Raw genomic sequence first — 25,137 nt, 5'->3', positions numbered from 1 at the left:
ATATTATTGCGCTTTATTTAGATTGTAGTCAATCGTGAAAAGTCCAGTCAGATTTATTACTATTGCATATGCTGGGTTATATGTAGTGGAGGTGATGAATTTGAAGGTAAAAAAATACTGTGGTTTTTGTCCTATTTATCATCGGAAATCAACTAAATGTGACTGCCCTCCGGGTCCAGCAGGTCCAACAGGACCGCAGGGTGAAACAGGGGCTACGGGCCCTCAAGGTCCTGCAGGTGGGGTGTTGGATTTCGCTGATTTCTTTGCTCTTATGCCGCCGGATAATGCTGATACGGTAGCTGTAGGTACTGATGTAAGCTTTCCTCAGGATGGTCCTAGTAGTCCTGGTACAGGAATAACCCGCGATAATGATTCTGAATTTAATTTAGCAGACATTGGGATCTATCAGGTGCTGTTTCAGGTAAGTGTAACGGAGCCCGGCCAGCTTATACTGACTCTAAATGGAGCAGACTTAGCGTACACAGTAGTGGGGCGAGCGACGGGAACGTCTCAAATTATTGGAATGGCGCTCGTGGAAACAACTGTAATTAATTCAACGTTAACGGTGCGGAATCCAGCAGGAAACGCAACTGCATTAACAATCACACCATTGGCAGGAGGAACGCGTCCAGTTTCCGCGCATCTTGTGATAACTAGATATCAATAGTCAGTAACTTAAAAAATCTCTAGTGTTGAAGAGCAGCTCTGTACTAATAATTTAATTAAATCTCGTTAACATTTGAGATGCTATTACAAAATTGTAATGGCGTTTTTTTTTTGAGAAATTATGTTGAGGGTATGGTACTGTTTGGAATAAATAGAACTAAGCGTTAGGGTGGAGTATCGGAATACTTAATGAAATGTCATGTTGACTTCTGCAATGAGCATGATGTTAATACGGTTATTTTTGTGCAGTGAAATGCTACAGGAAGCCCTAATGTCAGTGGAGCATGCGCATTCTATTATTACACGAACTCTACTGGTGAGTAATGGTCCTAGAGATCAGGGGTGCTATAAAGCGGACATTATTAATGTTGCCGGAGCATGTGGAGGAAATCCAGAAGCTCAGGAGAGAAGATGAGCAAGTGGAGATAGCCGATCTTGATGAACAGAAGCTGGAAGAAATCGAGTTTGCTCTACAACGACTAAGAGCGACGACCTACCAGTAGAGATCAAACATCGTAACGGATTTGATTATGGCTTATGTTGTTGACGAATTGTTGACGAAACTCGTCAACAACGATCAAAATTAATCCTAATCAAACCAAAAGAGATCCGATTTGAAACTTAGGAGTTGCGATTTCATAGGGTTTTGTATAGAATAAACATACAATAACATATCGATTCCATCTTCGGGGCAGGGTGCAATTCCCGACCGACGGTGATGAGCGTTTTTACGCTCTTAGTCCGTGACCCGTTTGGCTTCGTGCTAAACGGTGGACCTGGTGCAAATCCGGGACCGACAGTTACAGTCTGGATGGGAGAAGATGACGAACGAAGCAGGTAGAAGTGTATCTATTTCTACCCACTGTTTCCTATGGACAATTACTCCACCCTAAAGCCCCTTTATGTATGCTTTAGGGTTTTTATTATGGAAATAGGAGTGCGTTCACCTTCATCTGGGATGTGAATCGATGAAAAAGATGAAGGAGGAGATCGATGATGAATCCTTATACAGGTCAATCGTCAAATTTGCTTAAATTAATTATACTAGCTCTAATGGGAAGTATTTCTATGGTTTTAATGCTGCTTAATTTTCCACTGCCTATACTTCCTCAATATTTAAAAGTTGACTTCAGTGAGATACCTGCACTGATTGCTGCTATTCTTTTTACTCCCTTAGCCGGCGTCATCGTAGAAGGGTTAAAGAATACACTTTACCTCATCTACACAGGGGCTGCTGATCCAGTAGGGGTAGTAGCTAATTTTGCGGCAGGTGTCCTGTTTGTGGTCCCGGCAGCCATGATCTATCACAAGTTCAAATCCACAAAATCATTAGTATCCGGCATAGTGGCCAGTTCTATTATCATGGCAGCCGGAATGAGTGTGCTTAACTACTTTCTCATTCTACCTGCGTATAGTTGGTTTATGGGATGGGAAACAATGAGTGCAAATGTTAAATGGATTACTATTTTAGCGGGAATTCTCCCGTTCAATGCGATTAAAGGAATTATTATCGGGGCTTTGTTTGTTCCATTATTCATTAAGTTAAAGCCGTGGATTGAGCAGAAGAGCGTTCGATCTTCCAAAGCCGCGTGAATAATAAAAAGCTGTCCAGCTTAGCTGGACAGCTTTTTATTATTCAATATTATTCATCTTCCAGTTCATCCACTCGATAGCGGGCTGTCGGCATAGCTTCTAAACGTTCTACGGGGATAGGTTCACCTGATTTCTCACTCAATCCATAACGGTCTTCTTCCATTCGCTGCAAAGCATCGTTGACTTCCATTAATTTCTCACGGGATTTTTCATAAAATGTCTGTTCTTTTTCCCGTTCGAACTGATCAGTTCCTAAGTTCCCCGGGTGATCGGCTACGCTTGAAATCTCTCCAGTGTCATCATTTTCGTAGTCGTTTTTCAATCGATCATCTTTATATTCCTCGAGCTCTTTTTCTGCTTCTTCTTTCATTTCTAAAAGCTGCTGTTTAAACGATTCTTTTTGTTTCTCTGTTAACATGTGAAATCGGCCCCTTTTCAATTATTTTTTACAGGTACTACTCCAATGGTACACCTGGATATCGAAATCGTTTCTTGTTCTTCATTCAGGATCTTAACTTCCCATACCATTGTATTTCGCCCAATATGAATTGGCGTTGCCTTACCGATGACATGCCCCTTGCGAATACTCTTAATGTGATTGGCATTAATTTCGATCCCGAAAATCTGCTGTTTCTCTTCATCCACATTTAAGTATGCGCCTATACTGGCAGCACTTTCCGCTAAAGCTACGCTTGCACCGCCGTGAAGAAAGCCCATAGGCTGATGAGTGCGGTGATCCACAGGCATGCGTATCTGAACATAATGAGCTTGAGCATGTTCAATTTCCATACCTAAGGTTTCCATTAGAGTGTTTTTTATTAATTTTTCCATTAGATATCCATCCTTTACCTCATATTTCCCGTTGCTTCAGGAGTCAAACCTATAGAAAAAAGGATGGCTGTAAGCCATCCTTTTAGTTATCCGAGAGGGATCGAAATTTCCAATAGCATAGAAATACCCAAAAGGACTCCATACATCGTGTTGGTTTTTGCAGTGGCTACCATGGCCGGCATCATTTCAAGAGGTTGTGATTTTCCTTTAAACCCTTGAATAGCCTGGTAACCTTTCGCTACACTGAATAGGGTAATAAATGACCAATAGGGTAAAATGCTAAAGATAATTAACGCGATCGTTAGTCCATAGGCGATTAGAAAAAGGACAGTTAAAAAGCGAATCGATCCTTTATGACCAAATAGTATAGCTAATGTCCTTCTGCCGTTATCGGCATCGCCAACTCTGTCGCGGATATTGTTAGCAAGCAGGATAGCTCCAACAAATATAGCGACGGGAATGGAGACAAGAATAACTTCCCATGAAATCGTCAATCGCTGGATATAATAACTAATCCCTACAATAATCGTTCCCATAAAAAAACCAGCTGTCAATTCACCAAATGGTGTATAGGCGATTGGATAAGGCCCGCCTGTATATAAATATCCAAAAAGCATGGAAACAAGCCCAATAACAGCGATCCACCAGCTTGAAGCGATACAAATATATACCCCTAACAATCCAGCCATGACAAAGAAGCCAATAGCGAGGGAACGTACAACACTTGGACTAATACCGTCTCTTACAATTGTGCCGCCAATACCAACGGAATTCTCATTGTCCAGTCCTCTTACATAGTCGTAATATTCATTAAACATGTTTGTTGCAGCTTGAATGAGGATAGAAGCTAATAACATTGCGGCAAATAACCCCAAATTGATCGGCTGCTCCATTGCAGCAAGCATTGTTCCGACAAATACGGGAACAAAGGCAGCCGTCAGGGTATGAGGTCTTAACAGCCTCCACCATACCTGGAAACCTTCACGTTCATTCAAGGAAGCTTTCATGTTTTGATTTGGAACAGAGCTCATAGATGTCCTCTCCCTTGTACTTTAACTACTCATATGATAACAAATTAAGTTTAGAGAAACACTTCTTGAGTGTCAATACATGTATTAAACTGTAAGATTGGGTGGACAATTCTTGAGTCAAGGGAAAAAAGAGAATAAAATAGATGTAGATTAACCTTTACTGAATCTAAACAAACGGTTCTTGAACCGTTATAAATGTATTATGACGTCCCCTGAGGAATGGGAGGAATTTTGATGCTTCATACACAAGCACCTCAAATAGATGAAATAATTGAAAAAGCCATAAATCAGGCGCAAGAAAGAAATGAACCACAATTGATTAGTGTGGTGGATCAAATAGAGCCATCAGATCCATTTCAATTTCTGGATGCTGGAACTTCCATAAACAATCATTGCTTGTTTTGGCGAAGCGCTGAAGAAGATTTTACAATGGTGGCTGTCGGATCGGCCTATAAAATGTATGCAAAAAACGAAAATCGATTTAAGGAAATACAGGTCATGTGGGACAATATCCATCAAAGTGCATCGACATATGATGAATTTAATGAAAAGGGGACAGGGATCGTTGCGCTTGGGGGATTTAGTTTTGATTCCAAACAAAATGAACAGGTCCCATGGGAAGCTTTCCCTGACAGCCAGATGACCATTCCAGCTTTTCTATTGACCAACAAGGGTCCTGAATCCTATTTGACAACAAATGTTCTTATATTTCCAGAAGACCACAAGCAGCAGATAATCACACAATTATCTAACCATCGTGATACTTTACTGAAAGCTGGGCATCAGACCTTTGAATTGCCGGTAAGAACGGACTCAGAAGAGATTGACCCGTCCGGGTGGAAGAAATCGATTGAACAGGCAACAGAAGATATTAAGAAAGGTTTATTAGATAAGGTGGTTCTTGCCAGGGAGTTACGTATTACATTCAATGATCCTGTCCAGCTCGCAGCTGTTATTGAAGCACTAGCGGCAACCCAGCCTAATAGTTATATTTTTGCTTTTGAAAGCGAAGGAGAATACTTTGTAGGAGCTACACCAGAGCGCCTGGCAAAACTGGATAAGCAGCAACTTGTTTCGACTTGTTTAGCAGGAACTATCCGCCGCGGGAAAACGAAAGAAGAGGATGTGCAGCTGGGGGAGGAACTGTTATATGATCCGAAAAACCGGCAGGAGCACCAATTTGTTGTAGAAATGATTCGCCAGGCAGTAGAAGCCTGCTGTTATAATGTTCAGATTCCGGAAGCTCCTGTACTGTATCCTTTAAAAAATCTTCAGCATCTTTATACTCCGGTAACAGCAGTATTGGAGAAAGGGTACACTCTGCTCGATGTCATTGAAAAACTTCATCCAACCCCTGCTCTTGGCGGCATGCCACAGAAAAAATCGGTTGACTATATACGGACCAATGAAAAGTTAAACAGAGGATGGTATGCAGGGCCGATCGGGTGGTTTGATATGCATAATAATGGGGAATTTGCCGTTGCTATCCGTTCGGCATTGATAAAATCCGATAAAGCTTCCTTATTCGCAGGCTGTGGTGTTGTAGAGGACTCAGATCCAGATGCAGAATATGAAGAAACACACGTCAAATTAAAACCGATGCTCTCAGTTTTAGGAGGATGTTAATGGAACATGTTGAGTCCTTAACCAAATATGTGACACACTTTGTTGACCAGCTCGTCTTTTCGGGGGTAGAGCATGTGGTTATTTCGCCAGGATCAAGGTCAACTCCTTTAGCTATGACCCTTGCAGAGCATTCCGAGATAAACCATTGGGTTCATCTTGATGAACGCTCTGCGGCTTTTTTTGCGTTAGGGATTGCTAAAGAACAACATAAACCAGTGGCTCTTGTATGTACCTCAGGCACCGCAGCTGCAAATTACTACCCTGCTATTGTAGAAGCTCATTACAGTCGTGTTCCTCTACTGGTGCTTACAGCTGATCGTCCACATGAACTCAGGGATACAGGCGCCCCTCAGGCTATTGATCAGACAGATATGTTTGGCAGCTATGTCAGGTGGTATCATGACTTAGCTGTTCCTGGAGAAGGGCTGCACATGTATGCCAGACGCCAGGCTGCAAGAGCAGTAGAAGAAGCTGTAGGAAATCATCCTGGACCGGTTCACTTGAACCTTCCATTCCGCGAACCGCTGGTACCTGATTTTAATTTGCAGGGACTTTGGAGAGAAGGAGTCAAGCCTATTCCTCGTGCTTTATCAGGAAACCCTGCCCTTCAGGAAGAAGTACTTGAAGAACTGTTTCAAAGGCTGAAGAGTTATGAGCGAGGAGTGATCGTGGTAGGTCCGCAGTCAGACGAAGAACTTGCTCCCTTTGTAACGACGCTCGCTGCTAGACTGGGAGTTCCAATACTGGCAGATCCGTTATCTCAATTAAGAGCAGGGGCACATGATAAAAGGAACATCATAGAGAATTATGATGCTTTGTTAAAGTCTGAACGCATCCAAGAGTTAATCGAACCAGATTATATTCTTCGCTTTGGTGCAATGCCTGTGTCGAAAGCTTATTTAAAATGGGTGAAAAAAATTGAAACTTACGCGGACCATTTCATAGTGGATACGTACAAAAGTTATCGCGAACCTGCAGGGATCACCGCTCAGTTTATTTGGAGCGATCCGGCAGTCTTTTGCAGTAAATTGTCCGGCTTCTTTTTAGAAGGAAGTTATGAAACGGATTGGCTGGAGCTATGGCATAAGTTAAACAGCACCGCTAAGAATCAAATGTTAAGTGAGCCCGAAGACCAAATGAATGAAGGTCATGCAGTCGTATATTTGTCAGAATATATTCCTGATAATTCCAATTTATTCGTTGGAAACAGCATGCCGATAAGAGACGTGGACAGTTTCTTTATGTCTACTCCTAAATCCGTTAAGGTACTCGCTAATCGCGGTGCTAACGGAATTGATGGGGTTCTTTCTGCTGCTCTGGGCTCGTCTATTTCAGGGCACAGGACAACCTTATTATTGGGCGATTTATCTTTTTACCATGACTTCAATGGTATGTTAATTGCCAAGCAAAAGAGGCTTCCGCTGACTATTGTAGTGATTAACAATAATGGGGGTGGCATATTCTCTTACCTCCCACAAGTGAATCATCCTGACCACTTCGAAGAGTTGTTCGGTACACCGCTGGATTTGGATTTTTCCAAAATAGTGGAGATGTATGGGGGCGTTCACAGAAAGGCAGAGAGCTGGGAGGACTATAAGAAAGCATTAGCTGAAAGTTATGGTTCCGACGGTCTTTTCGTGGTGGAAGTCATTACGAATCGTGAAGATCACGTCGCCTTTCATAAAGCTAAGTGGCAGAGCATTGAGGAATCCATTACTACTTGGAGCGAAGATGAATGCTGATAAAGGCTGAAGAACGCAATTACTGGGTAGAGGATACCGGTAGTGGGCCTGTCTGGTTGTTGCTGCACGGTTTTACAGGAAGTACACATACGTTTGATGAATGTTTAAGTTACATGAATAAAGAGTGCCGCTTTATAAAGATAGAGCTGCCCGGTCATGCCAGAACAGGTCCGATCGGAACCGTATCCATGGAGAAGTTCTGTTTAGATCTCGCCGTAATTTTAGATGAACTTTGCGTTGAGGAAATAAACATCCTGGGCTATTCCCTTGGAGGAAGAACAGCATTGTCTTTTGCTTTACTTTATCCTGAAAGAGTCAATCGTTTAATTCTGGAAAGTGCTTCACCCGGACTGCCATCAGAATTAGAAAGAAGAGAACGACGGGCTAAGGATCAGCGATTGGCCGGTTTATTATATCGGGAGGGTATAAATAGTTTTGTGAAATACTGGGAAGCTCTTCCACTATTTGAAACTCTTAAAAAGCTTCCTGAAAAACGTAGAAAGACCTTAAGAGAAGAACGTACAAGTCACACCGTTGAAGGGTTGGCAGAATCCCTGGAAGGAATGGGCACAGGCTCTCAGCCTTCCTGGTGGGAGAAGCTTGAGGAGGTAAGGTCAGATGTGCTGCTTGTCACAGGGGAAGAAGATGAAAAATTCCGTTCGATTAATCAGCAGATGGAGAAGCGGTTATCTAACGTTAGTTGGGTAGAGGTCGCAGGGGCCGGTCATACGGTTCATCTCGAAAAACCACGAGTTTTTGCTAAAATTGTAGAGAAGTTCATGATATAATTAACAATGTATGTAAGCGTTTTGTGCTTTTCAGTTTCATAATTAAATGTAGAAGGAGGAAGTCAATATGGCTTTTGATTGGGTTCGCGAACGCGAATACGAAGATATTCTGTACGATACATTTGAAGGGATTGCCAAAATAACGATAAATCGTCCAGAGGTAAGGAATGCTTTCCGGCCACAGACGGTACATGAATTAATCGATGCTTTTGCTTATGCTCGCGACGATTCTAAAATTGGTGTGATTGTCCTGGCGGGAGCTGGAGATGAGGCTTTTTGCGCTGGAGGCGACCAGAAAGTAAGGGGTCACGGCGGTTACATTGGCGATGACCATATTCCGCGCTTAAATGTACTGGACTTGCAGCGTTTAATCCGCGTTATTCCAAAACCTGTAGTGGCTATGGTATCTGGATATGCAATTGGCGGCGGGCACGTATTACATATTGTATGTGACTTAACCATTGCTGCAGAGAATGCTGTATTTGGTCAGACAGGTCCTAAAGTGGGGAGCTTTGATGCTGGCTACGGTGCAGGTCTGCTGGCTCGTATTGTGGGTCATAAGAAAGCTCGTGAAATATGGTATCTGTGCCGTCAATACAGTGCGAAAGAAGCGGAAGATATGGGACTCGTTAATACAGTAGTACCTGTAGAAGATCTGGAAGCGGAAACGGTCCAATGGGGTAAAGAGATGCTCGAAAAATCCCCAACTGCTCTTCGTTTCCTGAAAGCTTCTTTCAACGCAGATACAGATGGATTAGCTGGTTTACAGCAAATGGGCGGAGACGCTACGTTGTTGTACTATCAGACGGAAGAAGCAAAAGAAGGCCGGGATGCCTTTAAGGAGAAAAGGAAACCTGAATTCGATAAGTTTCCTCGTTTCCCTTGATCGTAAATAGATGTATGTGAATAGGCTTTAATCTTAAGGGGCATCCCATTCAAAAAGGGAGTGCCCCTTTTTGAATTCATGGACAAAAGGAGAGATGGTCATGGGGGAAAAAATTCCGCACTGGTTAGATAAACAAAACGAGCTAAATCCAGATCATATTGCGCTTGAAACTCCAGAGGGAACCGTTATGAATTTTAATGAGTTACGGAGAGAAAGTCTGGAGATGGCAGAATCTCTACTGGAAAAAGGCATTAAACCTGGAGATCACGTAGCACTTTTAGCGGAGAATAGCAGTGAATTTCCCATTTGTATTTATGCATTAAGTTATGTGGGAGCCACCATTGTATTATTAAATGTACGACTTACTCCGAATGAACTTGTTTATCAATTAAATGATGCTCAAGTTAATTGTTTAATAACTGGAAAACAGACCGAAGTGAAAGCTTTGGAAGTACTTGATGAAGCGGAGGCACCTGTGATTCCAGCGTTTAGAATGGATAAAGTGGCCAGGAAGGCAGTCACGGATAGGGCCCATTTCAGTAAAGAAATTGACTTAGATCAAGTTTTTACGATGATGTACACTTCTGGAACTACGGGGCGTCCCAAAGCGGTCATGCATACCTATGGAAATCATTGGTACAGCGCCATTGCTTCTGCGTTAAATCTCGGAACTGGCAGCAAAGATAAATGGCTCTTATGTTTGCCCATGTTTCATGTAAGTGGATTTTCTGTCCTTATGAAAAGTGTGATTTATGGCATGACGGTCCATTTAGTGAACCACTTTGACGAAAGTACAATAAATGAAGCCATTATTGAACGTGGCGTGACTCACATTTCAGTGGTAACGGTTATGATGCAGCGTTTGATGAACAACTTACAAGATGGGTTTTATCCAGAGCATTTCAGGTGCATGCTGCTAGGTGGAGGTCCTGTTCCAGAACCACTTCTTCAAGAAGCTGCATCTAAAGGTATTCCAGTATTTCAAACCTATGGTATGACGGAAACGTCTTCTCAAATAGCAACACTTTCACCTGAATCAGCCAATCAAAAAATAGGTTCAGCTGGAAAGCCATTATCTCTGGCTCAGTTGTGGATTGATAATAATAACACAGGTGAAGTTGGTGAAATTATTGTAAAAGGTCCAATGGTTTCTTCGGGCTATTATAACCACCCTCCTAGAGTAGAAACTTATTTCCGAACGGGGGACCTTGGATATAAAGACAGGGAAGGTTTTTTATACGTAGTTGATCGAGTGAAAGACATGATTATTTCAGGTGGCGAAAATGTGTATCCTGCTGAGATCGAAAGTGTTCTGACAGGCTATCCAGGAGTCATTGAGGCTGGAGTAACCGGGATGAGAGATGATAAATGGGGAGAGGTGCCGGTCGCTTTTCTCGTAGTAGACAATGGAAAGATTAATCAAGAAAACCTAACCCAATTTTGTTATAAAAGCTTAGCTAAATATAAAGTGCCTAAAGAATTTCATCAGATACAACAGCTACCTAGAAATGCTTCTAATAAACTGATGCGCCGAGAACTGTTTTCTGAATTGGAGAAGGAGAGGAATCATGAACATTGACTATTTAAGTCTCCGTTTAGTTGAATTACCATTACGTTCGCCTTTTCGCACTCACCAGGGCTTGATCAAAAAAAGAACGTTAATCATTGTAGAGGTCGGCGACCAGTCGGGACGAAAGGGTTACGGAGAAGTAACGGCATTTGCTGAACCTTTCTATACCTCAGAAACTACTCAGACAGCGTGGCATATCATTTCCGATTGTATTGTTCCAACTATTGATTTTCAGAAGGTTATGCACCCGTTTGATTTTCCAGAACAGGTAACTGGAATACAAGGGCATCCAATGGCTAAAGCTGGAGTCGAAGGTGCGATTTGGGATCTTTATGGAAAACAAACCGGACAAAGTCTGAGCCAAATGATAGGAGGTTCAAGAAAACGTGTAAAGGCGGGAGCTGTGATTAGTTTGAGTGACTCCACAGCAGAAGGTATAGAAGCATTAGAAAAGAAAGGGTATGAGCGTTACAAACTTAAGGTGGATAAAGGCAAGGAGCGGGAAGTAATCGAGCAGGTTAAGCGGGTCTCGCCTGATCTGCCTTTGATGATCGATGCGAATGGTGCCTATACGGAAAAAGACATGGATCACATCCAGACTCTTGATAAATATGGATTAATCATGATTGAACAGCCCTTTCAAGCTGGGGATTTTTACTTACACCAGCAATTACAACAACACTTGAAAACACCTGTCTGCCTGGATGAATCGGTCATGAATTTTCATGATGCTAAGCAGGCTATTCAGCTAGTAAGCTGTCAGGTGATTAACATAAAAATCAGCCGGGTGGGAGGTCTGAGCGCAGCAATTAAGATCCATGACTATTGCGCACAGGAAAACATCCCTGTCTGGTGCGGGGGGATGATTGAATCCGGTATTTCAAAAGCCCATAATTTAGCTTTAGCTTCTCTTCCGAATTTTAGTATTCCGGGGGATCTATCCGGTTCTGACCGGTATTTTGAGAAAGATCTCGTCACTCCAGGTATTCAAATGGAAAATGGCGAGATAGAAGTCCCTTCGCATCATGGAATTGGCATAGAGGTAGATGAATCATACTTAGAGAGAGTAACTAAGAAGTCCAAAAGATTCCGTTTAAAATGAAAACCTTCTCCTGAAATAATTCATAAGAAACCAATCTGTGGTTCAAACTAAAACGGAGGAGGGCGGATAATGAATAAAAATAAGTATTACATTAATATGGGTACTCAAGAAATCTCCCTAAATCATGATGCCAATAATGACGATTTTGTTGTATATGCTACAGAAGAAGAAATCATTAAACTCAGAGAAATTTTTGATGAAGTATATAACTCTGATATGCGTTCGTTTTTTCGGGCGCACATACCTGCTATGCCCTACCACCAAGATCAGGACAATGATGATTACGACGCAGAAATGAAATCGGCTTTTCGAATGATCCATGATCTTGGAGATGAGATGACTCGAGAACATATTGAGCAAATGAGAATTTTAGAAGATTAAAAAAAACCGCTCCTGTACAGGAGCGGTTCATTGAGTAGCTTAGGACTGGAATAAACTTTCCATTCCTTCAATCTCCTTAGCGTTTGATTTAACTTTCTCAGGAACAGAAATATTCCCAACTTCGTTGAAATCACTGTATTTTCCAGTGAAAGTCTGTACCATATGGGTGTTCTCCCCGTTTTGATTGATTGAAAAATCCATTTCCATATCAACAGACGACGGGTAATACGTGTCTTTATTCACTACAAACGTATAATCTACTTTATTTACCGTCATCTGTTTCATTAGATCATCTGGCACTTGTTCTTTCGGCAGCATCTTATTCATGGAATCATTTAAGAGTTTCTTCACATTCTCGCCTTCCGAATGAAAAGAGAGCGTATAGGTGGACTCCTCTTCTTCTAGTTTAAATTCGTCAACATAGTCCTTCAAACTCTCTAATTGGGAAGCCGGATTCTGCTGTTGTGCGCTCATAGCGTTTAGCTGTTTTACCACTTGCTTTGGTGCTTTAAACCATCCCTCTTTTGTGGGCATGGTCATATATAGACCATCTTCCGTGTAGTACTGTTCAATAGTCTGTCCCATCATTTCCACCGTTTGATGGAAAGCTATAGGATCCGTCTGCATTTTAGAATCTATGGTAGTAACAATAGGGATGCTGCCAGGCACGAGGGAATCTTCGCTCCCACTCTCGTTACCTGTTTCCATGCCAGTATCAATAATTTGTTTGGATTCCACCTTCATAGCAAAGTTCTCAAGACTCTTACTGGCTTCAGCTGCTTTAGTATAAATGTCCTCTACCTTTGCTCCTTCTGAACTTGCGCAGCCGCTAATCAAAATAAAAGCTGTCAGCGTACTTACAAGCATAAATAATTTAAATTTCAAAAGAATCCTCCCTCTCAGAAAAGTATTTATATTGTATACGTAATTAGAAATGCAAGGTTTCAACATATCTAAAAAAATCCTTTAGGGTTTATGAAGGCGTCATAAAAGGAAGAAGTATAAAAAAATAAGCCATTGTTTTGGTTCTGAGTAGTTTGTATTTCTAAATCCTTATGGTACGATTTAGAAAGGTGAAGGATTGCTCGAATAAAGAAAGTACCCACATCAAGTATTAAAGGCAGTTGATCTAGCATGAAAACATTTAACGACTTTTACCAAAACCCAGTTCGGTTATCCTTTGAGGATCATCCTTTCTCTAAATCTCCTAAACATGTATGGGTCATATGCCGGTACAATAACCAATGGTTACTTACCCAGCACAAAGACAGAGGGTTTGAGTTTCCTGGCGGAAAGGTAGAGGAAGGGGAAACAGCAGAAGAGGCAGCTGTTCGTGAGGTGATGGAAGAAACAGGAGGTTGCGTGGAAGATTTACAATACGTAGGTCAGTATCACGTAGAGGGGAAAGGTGGCACAGTTATTAAGAATGTATACTTTGCTGCAATAGGCCTCTTAGCTAAGCAGGAGCATTACTTTGAAACACATGGTCCTGTTATTTTCCAACACCTTCCTAAAAATATGAAATCAAACGAACGCTTTAGTTTCATGATGAAAGATGAGGTTCTTCCTTTATGCTTACATAGAATTAAAGAGCATCATGAAAAGAATTAAAAAAGACGTCCGGTAAATGATCCCGGACGTCTTTTTTATTATTTTCTGTGATAAGAAGGACCTGCCTGCTTAATCTCTTCCGTAGCATAGGAAAATTTCTTGAAATTTTCATGGAATTTATCTGCAAGTTCTTGCGCATTCCGATCATATTCTTCAGGGTTATCCCATGTTTTTCGAGGAATCAATACTTCGTCGGGTACGCCAGGGCAATGCATAGGAATGTTGAGTCCAAAGAAGGGATCAGTGTAAGTTTCTACAGAATTTAATTCTCCTTCTAGAGCTGCATGAATCATAGAACGCGTATAAGATAATTTCATTCGGGAGCCTTTTCCGTATCGGCCACCTGTCCATCCCGTATTAACTAAATAAACATCTGCATTAAACTGTTCAATCTTTTCTCCAAGCATTTCAGCATAGGTAGAAGGCGGCAAAGGTAGAAAAGGTGATCCGAAACAGGCTGAGAAGGTAGCTTGAGGTTCGGTAATTCCGCGCTCTGTACCCGCAAGCTTACTCGTGTAACCACTCAAGAAATGATACATCGCCTGCTCTCTGGTTAATTTACTGATGGGAGGCAGTACACCTGTAGCATCCGCAGTAAGGAAGATGATGGCATGTGGATGCCCCGCAATACTAGGCTCTACGATGTTATCTATATGGTGGATCGGGTAAGCTGCTCTTGTATTTTCAGTCAGGCTTACGTCATCGTAGTCTGGGGTGTGTGATCCGCTGTCGAGAGCTACGTTTTCGAGAACGGAACCGAAGTGAATCGCATTAAATATCTGGGGCTCTTTATCTTGAGATAAGTTGATACATTTTGCATAACAACCGCCCTCTATATTAAAGATACCGTAATTAGACCATGCATGTTCATCGTCCCCGATTAATTTTCGATGAGGATCAGCGGACAAGGTTGTCTTGCCTGTTCCGGATAAACCAAAAAACAGAGCTACGTCTCCCTCTTTTCCGATGTTTGCGGAGCAATGCATAGGAAGCACGTCTTTTTGTGGCAATAAGTAATTCATAACTGAAAAAATAGATTTTTTTATTTCGCCTGCATACTCCGTTCCGCCAATGAGTACTACACGATGCTTAAAAGAGATCATAATAAAGGCTTCTGAGTTGGTTCCATCTACTTCAGGGTCCGCTTTAAAAGTAGGTGCAGAGATAACCGTGAATTCTGCCTCATGATTTTTCTCTTCTTCTTCGTCTGGTCTAATAAACATTTGGTGGGCGAACAAGTTATGCCATGCAAACTCATTAATTACCTGAATCGGAAGGCGGAACTTTTCATCTGCCCCTGCGTATCCTTTAAAAACAAATAAATCATTGCGATTTTTCAAGTAATCCAGTACTTTATGATAAAGGTTTACAAAAACTTTGTCTTCAATAGGTTGATTTACTTTGCCCCAGTCGACCAATTGGCTAGACTGGTCATCCTTGACAATGAATTTGTCGTTGGGAGACCTTCCCGTATAAGCACCGGTTGTGGCCTGGATGGCACCTTTATTTGTCAATGTTCCTTCGTTGCGATCCAGAACCCTTTCCACTAGCTGAGGGACCGATAATTGATGGTGGACATGGTCTTGAGCTAATAAAAGATTCAATTCTGACATTTGATTAATGGCACTCATATGTGTCTACCCGCCTTTATAAGAAAATTTTAAACCAAGCTATGTGTTAATCTGAACATTAGTATAACACAATCGTTTTATTAATCCATACTAATAATGAAAATGCTTTCAATAATTTTTGTGATTGTCAGGTTAAATCTTAAAGTTGTTTTTTGCAAGCTGGATGATCTGGAAAAAGCACGACATTTATTAGATATTCAGCAATATTGAGGACAGGGAATTCTTTTATTATCTAATCATCCCTTAACGGAACGGCAATGGGTGAATTCGGGAAAACGTTTAGGATAGACGTTCATTCGAATACCGGTGTGAAGTTGAAAAACCATTCAATTATTTCCAAGTGCGTTAAGAGGTGATTAATTTCTTCCTTTAGTATAGAGGAAATGAAGAAATGAGAATGTGAAAAGTCATATGAATTATACTATGTAGGAATAGGCAGAAGGTTTATTATTTTCGCCAAAAAATTTGGTGGCCATTACAATGGGAGACCAATATTGAAACGAGAGAGTAAATCCTGGAAATGGGCGTTCCTCACAGCATTAGTGCTTTAATTGACATTAAAGTACGTTTTCGATACGATATCTTAGAACGGAAACTCTCTTATCCAGAGTAGGTGGAGGGACAGGCCCTTTGAAGCCCAGCAACCGTCATGTAAAATATGACATGGTGCTAACCTGAAGCAAGGACGAATACTCCTTGGACGATAAGAGCGAAAGGAAGCAGCCCCCTTTCCTCGAGTCAGGAAGGGTTTTTTCTATTTTTAAGGCAATATCTACACCAAGTGATATGCCGATTGCTATTCCAAATTGCTTGCACCTTAGGTTGTGACATCCATAAGAAAAGAACATAGATTGAGACTATGAAAAAGTTTCTACACATACTGGTAAAGAGTTCCGTCTAAATACTTTGTACTTACAGAAGGAGGAGTTTTTCAGAATGCCAGCCAATCGCCGGTTATTCACATCAGAATCTGTTACAGAAGGTCATCCGGACAAGATTTGTGACCAGATTTCTGATGCTATTTTAGATGAAATTTTAAAAAATGATCCAAATGCAAGAGTTGCATGTGAGACAACGGTAACAACGGGACTAGTACTTGTTTCAGGAGAAATCAGTACCAATACGTATGTTGATATTCCAGCCATTGTTCGTAAAACCATTAAGGAAATTGGATATACAAGAGCTAAATTTGGATTTGACGCTGATACATGTGCTGTATTGACAGCCATTGATGAGCAATCTCCTGACATTGCCGGCGGCGTAGATGTTGCCTATGAATCCAGAGAAGGTCAAATGAGTGATGATGAAATAGAAGCTATAGGAGCCGGAGACCAGGGACTCATGTTTGGTTTTGCTAATAATGAAACCAAAGAACTGATGCCGTTACCGATTTCATTAGCTCATAAACTTTCCAAAAGATTATCAGATGTACGTAATGACGGAACATTGGAATATCTTCGCCCAGATGGAAAAACGCAAGTAACGATTGAATACGACGTTAATGATCAACCTGTTCGAGTGGATACGATCGTTATATCAACCCAGCATGCAGAAGAAATTACACTTGAACAAATAAAAAAAGATTTAAAAGAACAGGTTATTGATCCTGTTGTCCCTTCTCATCTAATTGATGACAGCACAAAGTACTTTATTAACCCTACAGGCCGCTTCGTTATTGGAGGACCTCAAGGTGACGCCGGATTAACTGGCAGAAAGATCATTGTAGATACTTATGGCGGCTATGCGCGTCATGGGGGCGGGGCATTCAGTGGAAAAGATGCTACTAAGGTGGACCGTTCTGCTGCCTATGCGGCCAGATATGTAGCTAAAAATATTGTAGCAGCTGGTCTTGCTGATACAGTTGAAGTGCAATTAGCCTATGCTATTGGGGTAGCGCAGCCAGTGTCCATTTCCATTAACACCTTTGACACAGGAAAGGTAGCTGAAGAAGACCTCGTGGCAGCTGTAAGAGAATTGTTTGATCTCCGTCCTGCAGGCATCATTAAAATGCTTGATTTGCGCAGACCCATTTATAGGCAAACAGCTGCCTATGGTCACTTTGGCCGCACGGATGTAGAATTTCCGTGGGAGAGAACAGATAAGGCAGAAGAGTTAAAACAGCGTTTCAGTTAATAAACTGCTCGTGTATTAAAAAGGGAACTTCCTAAAAGAGGAAGTTCCCTTTTTAATAATAATATAGATACGATGATCGTTAGATTGTTTAACCTTGTATTCCTTTATAATATTGCCCTTTCTCTACATAACTGGTTCGGATTCGATTCATTTCTTTGATATCATCTTCGGTCAATTCACGTACGACTTTAGCCGGCCGGCCGAAAGCAAGGGTGTTCGGAGGGATTACTTTACCTGGAGGCACAAGACTGCCGGCGCCAATAAAAGCCTGTTCTCCTATTTCAGCTCCGTCAAGTATTAAGGACCCCATGCCTATTAAAGCATTTTTCTTAATGTGCGGAGAGTGAAGGGTAACCTGGTGCCCAACCGTAACGCCATCTTCAATCACCAATGGAAGACCAGGACTCTGATGAAGAAGACTAAGATCCTGAATGTTCACATTGCTGCCAATATGTACGGATGATACATCTCCACGGATGACTGTTTTAAACCAAATACTTGAGTACGCTCCGATCGTTACATCCCCAGTGATTACAGTATCTTCAGCAATATAAGCAGTATCATCTATCTGAGGTTCTTTTCCTTTATATTCGCAAATCATACTAAACCCCCTTATAATATGGTTATATTAAGTATAGCAAAGTGATAGGAGCCGTGTAGAAGTGAAACGATTAAACTCCAATCAAAATTTAGCAACCATCATTATTGTGCATGGAGCATTTGAACACGCCGGACGTTATCATTCATTGGCTGAAAGCTTTCAAAAAGGTGGATTTAATGTCATTTATGGTGATCTGCCAGGCCAGGGACTAGCAGAAGGAAAGAAAGGTCATATAAAGAAATTTGAAACCTACATAGATACTGTGCGTCAATGGCTGCAAAAAGCAGATTCTTCTCGTCCTGTATTTTTACTGGGCCATAGTATGGGAGGGACGGTTGTGATGCGGGTTATGCAGGAATTAAAACCGTCAGTGAATGGAGTAATTCTCTCGTCGCCTGCAGCTGGTATACTGAACGGAGCCAGCAAGTCTCTCGAAGCGGTCACCCATGTAATAAATAAGGTTTGGCCATCCGTACTCGTGAAAGCTCCTTTTAAACCAGAGTATGTAACCCGCAATCCAGAGATTATTGCCAAAGATAAACAGGATTCTCTTATAATAAAGAAGGTATCTATTCGATGGTATAAGGAATTCCGAAAAGCGATTAAGAAGTCATTTTCAGAAGTTGAAGAGTTTCCGGATGTGCCTTTATTAGTTATGCAGGCAGGAGAGGATCATATGGTAGATCCTGAGAAAACAAAAGAATGGTTTCACAAAGTCGGATGTAAAGAGAAAACCTATAAAGAATGGCCGGGTTTCTATCATGAAATCTTTAATGAACCTGAGCAGGAAGACGTCTACAATTTTGCTCTGAATTTTATCCATTTTCAGGTGAAGCAAGCAGATAAGGAGGAGTTGTAGTGACAGCCCAAGTACCACAAAATGCTGTTCATTTAATGTTTCGCGTTTATAAGGAAGTTTTTCCTGAAGTCCATAAGGAATTGAATTATTGGATGGATCGGGCTAAGAAAATTCCTAACAAAGAATTGAGAACCCAGGCGATAGCTAGTATTGAAGATAAGACCTTCCATTGTGAAGGAGGCTCTATTTACTCCATGCTTGCTGGACCGCAATGGAAAGAGTCCATTCGCTTTATTGTTGCGTATCAGACCATTAGTGACTATCTTGATAATTTATGTGACCGCAGTACTTCTATGGATCCAATCGATTTTCGTATGCTTCATCAATCCATGGCGGATGCTTTGACTCCGGAAAATGAAGTCAAAGATTATTATCATTATCGTGATGATAAAAATGATGGAAATTATTTAAGGGATCTTGTACATACCTGCCAGAATGTACTTAAGGCCTCTTCGGATTATCCCCTGGTGCAGAAACATACGTTAAAACTTGGGTCATTATATACTGACTTGCAAGTACATAAACACGTGATTGAAGAGGAAAGAATACCACGTCTTAAAAGTTGGTTTAAAGATCATCAATCCGAGTGGCCTCATTTAGAGTGGTATGAGTTTTCAGCTTGTACAGGCTCTACTTTAGGAATCTTCTGCCTGGTATCTTATATGCTTAACGGCCGTATGGATGAATCGCTTGCAGCGCAAGTGGAAAGAAGTTACTTCCCTTTTATGCAGGGGCTTCATATACTGCTGGATTACTACATTGACCAGAGAGAAGACGAAGAAGAAGGAGATTTAAATTTCTGCGCTTATTATGCCCATGAAGAACAGATGAAGCACAGATTTGAGTATTTTGTCCGGCAAACTCATCAAGAAGTACAAGAACTTCCTGATACAGCGTTTCATCAAATGATACATGAAGGTCTGGTTGGCATGTATCTGGCTGACCGTAAAGTTGGAAAGATTGATAATGCGAAAAGCTTTGTTAAAGATCTGCTTAAAGTAAGTGGCCGTAAAGCGAAGTTCTTTTACTATAATACAAAAATGTACCATAAATTAAAGCCTGGTCGTCCATTGTAGGAGCCAGGCTAAGTTTTTTCTATTGCTATAATAAAAGGTGGCGTATTTCTCTGATTAATGAAACCGTATTGCAGCACCCTGAATGACTTTTGATCCAAAGATGCGACATACTCTAGTAAAGCATTTTTTTCTTCTTTTCCTCCCGCATGACCATGGTAAATTACTAGAACAATCATTCCTCCCTGTTGTAAGAAGGAAAGGAGCTGTTCTATGGAAGAAATCGTCTCTGTTGGTGTGGTCACAATGGTTTTATCACTTCCTGGCAAATAGCCTAAGTTAAAAATGGCTCCTTTAATTTGTGATTGATGGACCGAAGAGATGTACTTAGCTAATTGTGCGTGAGAGTCCTGAACTAGAGTTACCCGCTCCTCTACTTGATGTTTTTTTAACCGTTCCTCGGTTTTGATGATCGCTTGTTCTTGAATGTCGAAGCCGTAAACATATCCTTTTTCCCCTACTAGACCGGTGAGGAATAACGTGTCGTGACCATTACCACAAGTAGCATCAACGGCAGTGTCTCCCTCAGAAATAACATTTTCTATTAAAGAGTGGGCGTAGTTTAGAATTGGCTGCAAAGTCATTGGTTCTAATAGCTCCTTTTAATTTGGTTAAGGCAAGGATTATTGTAGCATGGATGACGTTCGAATTATAATTCCTAATCATCTGACCATTAAATTGGCTGTTTTAGAAATAATAATCCATAAAGATGATCGGATTGATGAGCTTTACGTACAATTATTATCATGTATGTAAAGTTTCATCCATTACAACACGAGGTATCCGGCTCGCTATCAACAGGGGGAGCAGAGCAGTGAGCTTAGTAGAAGTATAAAAGAAAAAAACTGCATCTGAGAAGATGCAGTTTATGAGAAATCCCAATTATTTAACTTTTGATTTACTGCTCCGATTTTGAAGCTTATTTACAGCTTTACGCGCATAACTCTTGGTTTTTTGTGGATTTCGCTTCGCATAATTCGCAGCTTTACGGACTAAATTTTTCATGGATACGACCTCCTTATAGGAATCCTTATTGTTTTGTTTACCTTATATCATCTAACTATAAACATAGGCTTGATAAACTTGACAAAGAGTTTTGGTTTCATTAAGATACGATTATAAACTTAATGACGTGGAAGAGGAGTAGTAGTGAAAGATCAAGCTTTTAGAGAGGCAGCGGCTGGTGAAAGCTGTCCTTGATTATTACGAACTCGCCTCGGATGTCGCAGAAGTGAACATTAATGGTAGCTTTTTGCCGGTGAATCGCCGTTATCGATACACGAGTGAACGTTTAAATAACGTTAATTTGGGTGGTACCGCGGGAATCAAGCCTCTCGTCCCATATAGGGATGAGGGGCTTTTTGTATTTTGATAGGAACATGAGGAGGAAAAGAAATGGCTTTTGATCATAAGAAAATAGAAAAGAAGTGGCAGAAATACTGGCTTGATCAGAAAACGTTCAAGACGGACAGCGAATCAGAGAAGAAGAAATTTTATGCTTTGGATATGTTCCCGTACCCTTCTGGAGCAGGCTTGCATGTAGGGCATCCTGAAGGATATACAGCAACAGATATCCTCTCAAGAATGAAGAGGATGCAGGGGTATGAAGTATTGCATCCAATCGGTTGGGATGCCTTTGGACTACCGGCAGAACAGTATGCGCTGGATACAGGTAACGATCCAGAGGAATTCACCGCTCAAAATATTCAGACCTTCCGCCGCCAAATTCAGGAGCTTGGTTTCTCCTATGACTGGGATCGGGAAGTAAACACGACTGATCCTGATTATTACAAGTGGACGCAATGGATCTTTCTGAAATTGTATGAAAAAGGGTTAGCTTATATAGATGAAGTTGCTGTGAACTGGTGCCCTGCATTAGGAACGGTACTCGCTAATGAAGAAGTGATTGACGGTAAGAGTGAGCGAGGGGATCATCCCGTTGAACGCAGACCTATGAAACAGTGGATGTTGAAAATCACGGCATATGCTGACCGGCTGCTTGATGATCTGGAAGATTTAGATTGGCCTGAAAGTATTAAGGATATGCAGCGCAATTGGATCGGAAAATCAGAAGGAGCCGAAGTAACCTTCCATATCGAAGGAGATAAAGGGACGTTTGATGTATTTACGACCAGGCCGGATACCTTATTCGGTGCTACTTATGCTGTGCTTGCTCCCGAGCATCCGCTCGTGGAACAAATCGTTTCACCTGACCATAAGGAATCAGTTCAAATGTATGTAGAAAAAGCTATGAATAAAAGTGATCTGGAGCGAACGGATTTAGCTAAAGACAAGTCCGGAGTATTCACTGGTTCCTATGCGATTAATCCTATTAATGGAGAGAAACTTCCAATCTGGGTAGCTGATTATGTTTTAATGAGCTACGGAAGCGGAGCGATAATGGCTGTTCCTGCCCACGATGAACGGGACTATGAGTTCGCTCAGAAATTTAATTTGCCAATTGTCCCGGTTGTTGAAGGCGGTAATGTGAATGAAGAAGCCTATACAGGTGATGGCAAACACATTAACTCAGATTTTCTAAATGGACTGGACAAGGATGAAGCAATAGATAAATCGATTGAATGGCTGGAAAATAACGGCCGAGGTAAAAAACAGACGACCTATCGGTTACGTGACTGGCTATTTAGCAGGCAGCGTTATTGGGGGGAACCTATTCCAATTATCCACTGGGAAGATGGTTCCGTTACTCCGGTTCCTGAGACAGAATTACCAGTAGTGCTACCTAAAACGACAGAAATTAAGCCGTCCGGTACCGGCGAGTCTCCACTTGCCAATATTACGAACTGGGTGAATGTAGTTGACCCGGACACAGGAATGAAGGGACGGCGTGAAACGAACACCATGCCGCAATGGGCCGGCAGTTGCTGGTATTACCTTAGGTATATTGATGCGAACAATGAACAGGAGCTTGGCGATTATGAAAAGCTTAAAAAATGGCTTCCTGTCGATGTGTATATTGGTGGTGCGGAACATGCTGTTCTTCATTTGTTATACGCTCGCTTCTGGCATAAAGTTCTCTACGACGCAGGTGTAGTACCAACTAAAGAACCTTTCCAAAAACTTTTCAATCAGGGGATGATCCTTGGTGAAAACAACGAAAAAATGAGCAAATCTAAAGGCAACGTAGTGAATCCAGATGATATTGTTCATACCCATGGAGCGGACACGTTAAGACTTTATGAAATGTTTATGGGACCATTAGACGCATCCGTAGCATGGTCTACAAATGGTCTTGACGGTGCACGTCGTTTTCTTGATCGTGTGTTTAGATTATTCGTTGTGGACGGTGAACTATCAGATTCAATCAAGCAGGACGTTTCTGAGGATAAGCTTGAAAAGGTGTATCACGAAACGGTTAAAAAAGTTACCGAAAACTTTGAAGCGCTTCGTTTCAACACGGGTATCTCTCAAATGATGGTATTCATTAACGAAGGTTATAAAGTAGAGGAACTTCCAAAATCATATGTAGAAGGATTCGTGAAGCTTCTTTCCCCGGTAGCCCCTCATTTGGCAGAGGAGTTATGGGAAAAGCTTGGATATCCAGGAACAATTACGTATCAGCAATGGCCAATATTCGATGAGGAAAAGCTCGTAGAAGATGAGGTCGAAATTGTCGTACAGGTAATGGGTAAAGTAAGGGCTAAAATGATGGTTAATCAAGAGGCTTCTGCAGAAGACTTAGAAAAACAGGCGTTAGAAAATGAAAATGTCCAACAGTGGCTCGAAGGAAAAACCGTACGAAAAGTAATAGCCGTACCTGGTAAACTTGTGAATATCGTAGCGAATTAATGAATACAAAAGCCGCCTCCAAACTATTTTGGGGGTGGCTTTTATATGTTTGAATTGGGGTCAATTCAATCTCTTGACTTTGAAGTTTATTTTAATAGAATAAATCTTGTAAGAAGATTTGAAGGAGGAGAATTTATGAGTCAAATTGAAGAAATTACACCTCAGGAAGTAGATAAGATGATATCACAAGATAAACCGCTGACAATTATAGATGTAAGAGAAAATGAGGAAGTAGCACAGGGGATGGTTCCGACAGCAAAGCATATTCCTCTGGGGAACATCCCTTATGAAATTGATCAATACTCGAAAGATAAAGAGTATATACTTGTTTGCAGGTCGGGGAGTCGAAGCATGAACGCGGCTGAATTCATGAAAGAAAAAGGGTTTCATCAAGTGAAAAACATGCAAGGCGGCATGTTGAAGTGGACTGGAGAACTAGTTTTTTAATTAGAAAGGGTTAGAATCATGACTTTATTCTATATGACTATATTTTTTATAGCAGGCTTATTCTTGTACAATGCTTATCAAAAAACAGCTTTAAAACCTTATAACCAATCCAATCTTTCTGGCGCTGATCTTTGTGTAATTGATATACGGGATTATATTTCAGCTTACCGATCCCCATATCCTGGAGCAGAAAATATCCCTTTGAGTTATTTATCCAGGACTATAAAAGAGAGGTTCGACTGCCCTGAGGAAATTCTGGTAGTATCAGATGATAAACGAGGTGCTAAACTAGCAGCAAAGATCATCCGCAAAAAAAGACAACAATCCATTTATTATATAAAATCTTAAAAAGGTGCTCCTGCTGCATGGAATATTCTGTAGAGGAGTGCTTTTTAACATCTGCAGTTATGCGTTTTAACTTTAAAGCTAAGCATTTCGATTAGGCAACTATAAAAAATGAAGAGAAACTGTTGACTTTTCTTTGTCAGCAATGTAAAGTAGTAAACGTTGCTTATTTGAGAGCAACTTTACAAAAGCAAAACAAAAACTTTATTCAACAAATTCTATTAAAAGCATTGACAGTTTCTAACACATTATGCTAGAATTTGATTACTGTCGGTGAGGCAGTATTTGATCTTTGAAAACTGAACGAACCAACCAGTACGTCAAGATATTCTTTCATTATAGAAGGAATTCAAACAAGCACATTCGGTGTGCAAAGAGCTAATCAATCTCAACTTTTATGGAGAGTTTGAT

Annotated in this window: 25 protein-coding genes, 2 riboswitches and 1 other annotated feature; of the genes, 17 read left to right on the top strand and 8 right to left on the bottom strand. The window is 41.1% G+C overall.

Annotation, left to right across the window (positions count from 1 at the left end):
- Positions 1 to 94: 94 nt before the first annotated feature.
- The 3 genes from WAM07_RS16135 (at position 95) to WAM07_RS16125 (ending at position 2,259) form a co-directional block, all read left to right on the top strand.
- Entirely contained in the window at positions 95 to 667 is a 573-nt protein-coding gene (locus tag WAM07_RS16135; protein ID WP_422168443.1) for a collagen-like protein, read from the top strand.
- 364 nt (positions 668 to 1,031) lie between these two features.
- Positions 1,032 to 1,169 carry a YolD-like family protein gene (locus WAM07_RS16130; RefSeq protein WP_422168442.1) on the top strand — a complete coding sequence of 46 codons (138 nt, stop codon included), beginning with the start codon at positions 1,032 to 1,034 and terminating at the stop codon, positions 1,167 to 1,169.
- A 175-nt stretch (positions 1,170 to 1,344) separates the two neighbouring features.
- Positions 1,345 to 1,493: riboswitch (FMN riboswitch) on the top strand.
- A gap of 166 nt (positions 1,494 to 1,659) precedes the next feature.
- Positions 1,660 to 2,259: an ECF transporter S component gene (locus tag WAM07_RS16125; protein WP_422168441.1), complete on the top strand. Its 600-nt coding sequence runs from the start codon at positions 1,660 to 1,662 to the stop codon at positions 2,257 to 2,259.
- Positions 2,260 to 2,308: 49 nt separating this feature from the next.
- Here WAM07_RS16125 and WAM07_RS16120 read toward each other — a convergent pair whose 3' ends face one another.
- The 3 genes from WAM07_RS16120 to WAM07_RS16110 all read right to left on the bottom strand — a co-directional run bounded on the left by WAM07_RS16120 (position 2,309) and on the right by WAM07_RS16110 (position 4,121).
- Positions 2,309 to 2,677 (bottom strand): hypothetical protein, encoded by a 369-nt coding sequence (locus WAM07_RS16120; protein WP_422168440.1) that lies wholly within the window; start codon positions 2,675 to 2,677, stop codon positions 2,309 to 2,311.
- 17 nt (positions 2,678 to 2,694) lie between these two features.
- Positions 2,695 to 3,090 (bottom strand): hotdog fold thioesterase, encoded by a 396-nt coding sequence (locus WAM07_RS16115; RefSeq protein ID WP_422168439.1) that lies wholly within the window; start codon positions 3,088 to 3,090, stop codon positions 2,695 to 2,697.
- 86 nt (positions 3,091 to 3,176) lie between these two features.
- Positions 3,177 to 4,121: a 1,4-dihydroxy-2-naphthoate polyprenyltransferase gene (locus WAM07_RS16110; protein WP_422168438.1), complete on the bottom strand. Its 945-nt coding sequence runs from the start codon at positions 4,119 to 4,121 to the stop codon at positions 3,177 to 3,179.
- Between the two features lie 234 nt (positions 4,122 to 4,355).
- Between WAM07_RS16110 and WAM07_RS16105 the strand changes: the two genes are divergently transcribed.
- The 7 genes from WAM07_RS16105 (at position 4,356) to WAM07_RS16075 (ending at position 12,216) form a co-directional block, all read left to right on the top strand.
- Positions 4,356 to 5,747, top strand: a complete 1,392-nt coding sequence (locus WAM07_RS16105; RefSeq protein ID WP_422168437.1) for an isochorismate synthase — start codon at positions 4,356 to 4,358, stop codon at positions 5,745 to 5,747.
- A complete protein-coding gene (gene menD / locus WAM07_RS16100; RefSeq protein WP_422168436.1) occupies positions 5,747 to 7,489 on the top strand; it encodes a 2-succinyl-5-enolpyruvyl-6-hydroxy-3-cyclohexene-1-carboxylic-acid synthase in 1,743 nt (580 codons plus the stop codon). Before WAM07_RS16105 ends, menD begins: the two co-directional genes overlap by 1 nt.
- Positions 7,483 to 8,277 (top strand): 2-succinyl-6-hydroxy-2,4-cyclohexadiene-1-carboxylate synthase, encoded by a 795-nt coding sequence (menH, locus tag WAM07_RS16095; RefSeq protein WP_422168435.1) that lies wholly within the window; start codon positions 7,483 to 7,485, stop codon positions 8,275 to 8,277. Before menD ends, menH begins: the two co-directional genes overlap by 7 nt.
- 67 nt (positions 8,278 to 8,344) lie before the next feature.
- Positions 8,345 to 9,163: a 1,4-dihydroxy-2-naphthoyl-CoA synthase gene (menB, locus tag WAM07_RS16090; RefSeq protein WP_014644093.1), complete on the top strand. Its 819-nt coding sequence runs from the start codon at positions 8,345 to 8,347 to the stop codon at positions 9,161 to 9,163.
- Positions 9,164 to 9,263: 100 nt separating this feature from the next.
- Positions 9,264 to 10,742, top strand: coding sequence for an o-succinylbenzoate--CoA ligase (locus WAM07_RS16085; RefSeq protein WP_422168434.1), 1,479 nt, complete (start codon positions 9,264 to 9,266; stop codon positions 10,740 to 10,742).
- Positions 10,732 to 11,835 carry an o-succinylbenzoate synthase gene (menC, locus tag WAM07_RS16080; protein ID WP_422168433.1) on the top strand — a complete coding sequence of 368 codons (1,104 nt, stop codon included), beginning with the start codon at positions 10,732 to 10,734 and terminating at the stop codon, positions 11,833 to 11,835. Before WAM07_RS16085 ends, menC begins: the two co-directional genes overlap by 11 nt.
- A gap of 69 nt (positions 11,836 to 11,904) precedes the next feature.
- Positions 11,905 to 12,216 carry a hydrolase gene (locus WAM07_RS16075; RefSeq protein WP_422168432.1) on the top strand — a complete coding sequence of 104 codons (312 nt, stop codon included), beginning with the start codon at positions 11,905 to 11,907 and terminating at the stop codon, positions 12,214 to 12,216.
- A gap of 39 nt (positions 12,217 to 12,255) precedes the next feature.
- On the opposite strand, the gene WAM07_RS16070 is transcribed toward WAM07_RS16075, so the two are convergent.
- Entirely contained in the window at positions 12,256 to 13,101 is an 846-nt protein-coding gene (locus WAM07_RS16070) for a DUF6612 family protein (RefSeq protein WP_422168431.1), read from the bottom strand.
- A gap of 249 nt (positions 13,102 to 13,350) precedes the next feature.
- On the opposite strand from WAM07_RS16070, the gene ytkD reads away from it, so the two are divergent.
- A complete protein-coding gene (gene ytkD / locus WAM07_RS16065) occupies positions 13,351 to 13,827 on the top strand; it encodes an RNA deprotection pyrophosphohydrolase (protein WP_422168430.1) in 477 nt (158 codons plus the stop codon).
- A gap of 38 nt (positions 13,828 to 13,865) precedes the next feature.
- Here the strand turns inward: ytkD and pckA are convergent, their stop codons facing one another.
- On the bottom strand, positions 13,866 to 15,458 hold the full coding sequence (gene pckA / locus WAM07_RS16060) for a phosphoenolpyruvate carboxykinase (ATP) (RefSeq protein ID WP_422168429.1): 1,593 nt from the start codon (positions 15,456 to 15,458) through the stop codon (positions 13,866 to 13,868).
- 597 nt (positions 15,459 to 16,055) lie between these two features.
- A riboswitch (SAM riboswitch) is annotated at positions 16,056 to 16,168 on the top strand.
- Positions 16,169 to 16,394: 226 nt separating this feature from the next.
- Here pckA and metK point away from each other — a divergent pair.
- Entirely contained in the window at positions 16,395 to 17,591 is a 1,197-nt protein-coding gene (gene metK, locus WAM07_RS16055; protein ID WP_422168428.1) for a methionine adenosyltransferase, read from the top strand.
- Between the two features lie 88 nt (positions 17,592 to 17,679).
- Here metK and WAM07_RS16050 read toward each other — a convergent pair whose 3' ends face one another.
- The gene (locus WAM07_RS16050) at positions 17,680 to 18,192 is read right to left on the bottom strand and encodes a gamma carbonic anhydrase family protein (protein ID WP_422168427.1); all 513 of its coding nucleotides are present in this window, start codon (positions 18,190 to 18,192) and stop codon (positions 17,680 to 17,682) included.
- 61 nt (positions 18,193 to 18,253) lie between these two features.
- Between WAM07_RS16050 and WAM07_RS16045 the strand changes: the two genes are divergently transcribed.
- Complete coding sequence (locus tag WAM07_RS16045) at positions 18,254 to 19,051, top strand: alpha/beta hydrolase (protein WP_422168426.1); 798 nt, start codon at positions 18,254 to 18,256, stop codon at positions 19,049 to 19,051.
- Positions 19,051 to 20,127 carry a tetraprenyl-beta-curcumene synthase family protein gene (locus WAM07_RS16040; RefSeq protein WP_422168425.1) on the top strand — a complete coding sequence of 359 codons (1,077 nt, stop codon included), beginning with the start codon at positions 19,051 to 19,053 and terminating at the stop codon, positions 20,125 to 20,127. The genes WAM07_RS16045 and WAM07_RS16040 overlap by 1 nt, the downstream gene beginning before the upstream one ends.
- Positions 20,128 to 20,135: 8 nt before the next feature.
- On the opposite strand, the gene WAM07_RS16035 is transcribed toward WAM07_RS16040, so the two are convergent.
- Both WAM07_RS16035 and WAM07_RS16030 read right to left on the bottom strand, forming a co-directional pair.
- Positions 20,136 to 20,708, bottom strand: coding sequence for a tRNA (mnm(5)s(2)U34)-methyltransferase (locus WAM07_RS16035; protein WP_422168424.1), 573 nt, complete (start codon positions 20,706 to 20,708; stop codon positions 20,136 to 20,138).
- Between the two features lie 298 nt (positions 20,709 to 21,006).
- Positions 21,007 to 21,129 carry a hypothetical protein gene (locus WAM07_RS16030; protein ID WP_014644080.1) on the bottom strand — a complete coding sequence of 41 codons (123 nt, stop codon included), beginning with the start codon at positions 21,127 to 21,129 and terminating at the stop codon, positions 21,007 to 21,009.
- Between the two features lie 119 nt (positions 21,130 to 21,248).
- Positions 21,249 to 21,469, top strand: a binding site (T-box leader).
- A gap of 50 nt (positions 21,470 to 21,519) precedes the next feature.
- On the opposite strand from WAM07_RS16030, the gene leuS reads away from it, so the two are divergent.
- The 3 genes from leuS (at position 21,520) to WAM07_RS16015 (ending at position 24,729) form a co-directional block, all read left to right on the top strand.
- Complete coding sequence (leuS, locus tag WAM07_RS16025) at positions 21,520 to 23,934, top strand: leucine--tRNA ligase (protein WP_422168423.1); 2,415 nt, start codon at positions 21,520 to 21,522, stop codon at positions 23,932 to 23,934.
- 135 nt (positions 23,935 to 24,069) lie between these two features.
- Positions 24,070 to 24,381, top strand: a complete 312-nt coding sequence (locus tag WAM07_RS16020; RefSeq protein ID WP_422168422.1) for a rhodanese-like domain-containing protein — start codon at positions 24,070 to 24,072, stop codon at positions 24,379 to 24,381.
- Between the two features lie 18 nt (positions 24,382 to 24,399).
- Complete coding sequence (locus WAM07_RS16015) at positions 24,400 to 24,729, top strand: rhodanese-like domain-containing protein (RefSeq protein ID WP_422168421.1); 330 nt, start codon at positions 24,400 to 24,402, stop codon at positions 24,727 to 24,729.
- Positions 24,730 to 25,137 lie beyond the last annotated feature (408 nt).

Source organism: Halobacillus sp. (genome assembly GCF_049282395.1).
Taxonomy (GTDB): Bacteria; Bacillota; Bacilli; order Bacillales; family Halobacillaceae; genus Halobacillus.
Note: the sequence above shows the minus strand (reverse complement) of the source record. Positions and strands in the feature narration are given on the sequence as shown.

What these genes read in the sequence shown, in the direction of transcription:
- WAM07_RS16105 (WP_422168437.1), top strand. Translation starts at nt 4,356, where the DNA reads ATGCTTCATACACAAGCACCTCAAATAGATGAAATAATTGAAAAAGCC.
- WAM07_RS16075 (WP_422168432.1), top strand. Translation starts at nt 11,905, where the DNA reads ATGAATAAAAATAAGTATTACATTAATATGGGTACTCAAGAAATCTCC.
- menH (WP_422168435.1), top strand. Translation starts at nt 7,483, where the DNA reads ATGCTGATAAAGGCTGAAGAACGCAATTACTGGGTAGAGGATACCGGT.
- leuS (WP_422168423.1), top strand. Translation starts at nt 21,520, where the DNA reads ATGGCTTTTGATCATAAGAAAATAGAAAAGAAGTGGCAGAAATACTGG.
- pckA (WP_422168429.1), bottom strand. Translation starts at nt 15,458, where the DNA reads ATGAGTGCCATTAATCAAATGTCAGAATTGAATCTTTTATTAGCTCAA.
- WAM07_RS16135 (WP_422168443.1), top strand. Translation starts at nt 95, where the DNA reads ATGAATTTGAAGGTAAAAAAATACTGTGGTTTTTGTCCTATTTATCAT.
- WAM07_RS16085 (WP_422168434.1), top strand. Translation starts at nt 9,264, where the DNA reads ATGGGGGAAAAAATTCCGCACTGGTTAGATAAACAAAACGAGCTAAAT.
- WAM07_RS16130 (WP_422168442.1), top strand. Translation starts at nt 1,032, where the DNA reads ATGTTGCCGGAGCATGTGGAGGAAATCCAGAAGCTCAGGAGAGAAGAT.
- WAM07_RS16125 (WP_422168441.1), top strand. Translation starts at nt 1,660, where the DNA reads ATGATGAATCCTTATACAGGTCAATCGTCAAATTTGCTTAAATTAATT.
- menD (WP_422168436.1), top strand. Translation starts at nt 5,747, where the DNA reads ATGGAACATGTTGAGTCCTTAACCAAATATGTGACACACTTTGTTGAC.
- WAM07_RS16120 (WP_422168440.1), bottom strand. Translation starts at nt 2,677, where the DNA reads ATGTTAACAGAGAAACAAAAAGAATCGTTTAAACAGCAGCTTTTAGAA.
- menC (WP_422168433.1), top strand. Translation starts at nt 10,732, where the DNA reads ATGAACATTGACTATTTAAGTCTCCGTTTAGTTGAATTACCATTACGT.
- WAM07_RS16030 (WP_014644080.1), bottom strand. Translation starts at nt 21,129, where the DNA reads ATGAAAAATTTAGTCCGTAAAGCTGCGAATTATGCGAAGCGAAATCCA.
- ytkD (WP_422168430.1), top strand. Translation starts at nt 13,351, where the DNA reads ATGAAAACATTTAACGACTTTTACCAAAACCCAGTTCGGTTATCCTTT.
- WAM07_RS16035 (WP_422168424.1), bottom strand. Translation starts at nt 20,708, where the DNA reads ATGACTTTGCAGCCAATTCTAAACTACGCCCACTCTTTAATAGAAAAT.
- WAM07_RS16110 (WP_422168438.1), bottom strand. Translation starts at nt 4,121, where the DNA reads ATGAGCTCTGTTCCAAATCAAAACATGAAAGCTTCCTTGAATGAACGT.
- WAM07_RS16020 (WP_422168422.1), top strand. Translation starts at nt 24,070, where the DNA reads ATGAGTCAAATTGAAGAAATTACACCTCAGGAAGTAGATAAGATGATA.
- metK (WP_422168428.1), top strand. Translation starts at nt 16,395, where the DNA reads ATGCCAGCCAATCGCCGGTTATTCACATCAGAATCTGTTACAGAAGGT.
- WAM07_RS16115 (WP_422168439.1), bottom strand. Translation starts at nt 3,090, where the DNA reads ATGGAAAAATTAATAAAAAACACTCTAATGGAAACCTTAGGTATGGAA.
- menB (WP_014644093.1), top strand. Translation starts at nt 8,345, where the DNA reads ATGGCTTTTGATTGGGTTCGCGAACGCGAATACGAAGATATTCTGTAC.
- WAM07_RS16050 (WP_422168427.1), bottom strand. Translation starts at nt 18,192, where the DNA reads ATGATTTGCGAATATAAAGGAAAAGAACCTCAGATAGATGATACTGCT.
- WAM07_RS16015 (WP_422168421.1), top strand. Translation starts at nt 24,400, where the DNA reads ATGACTTTATTCTATATGACTATATTTTTTATAGCAGGCTTATTCTTG.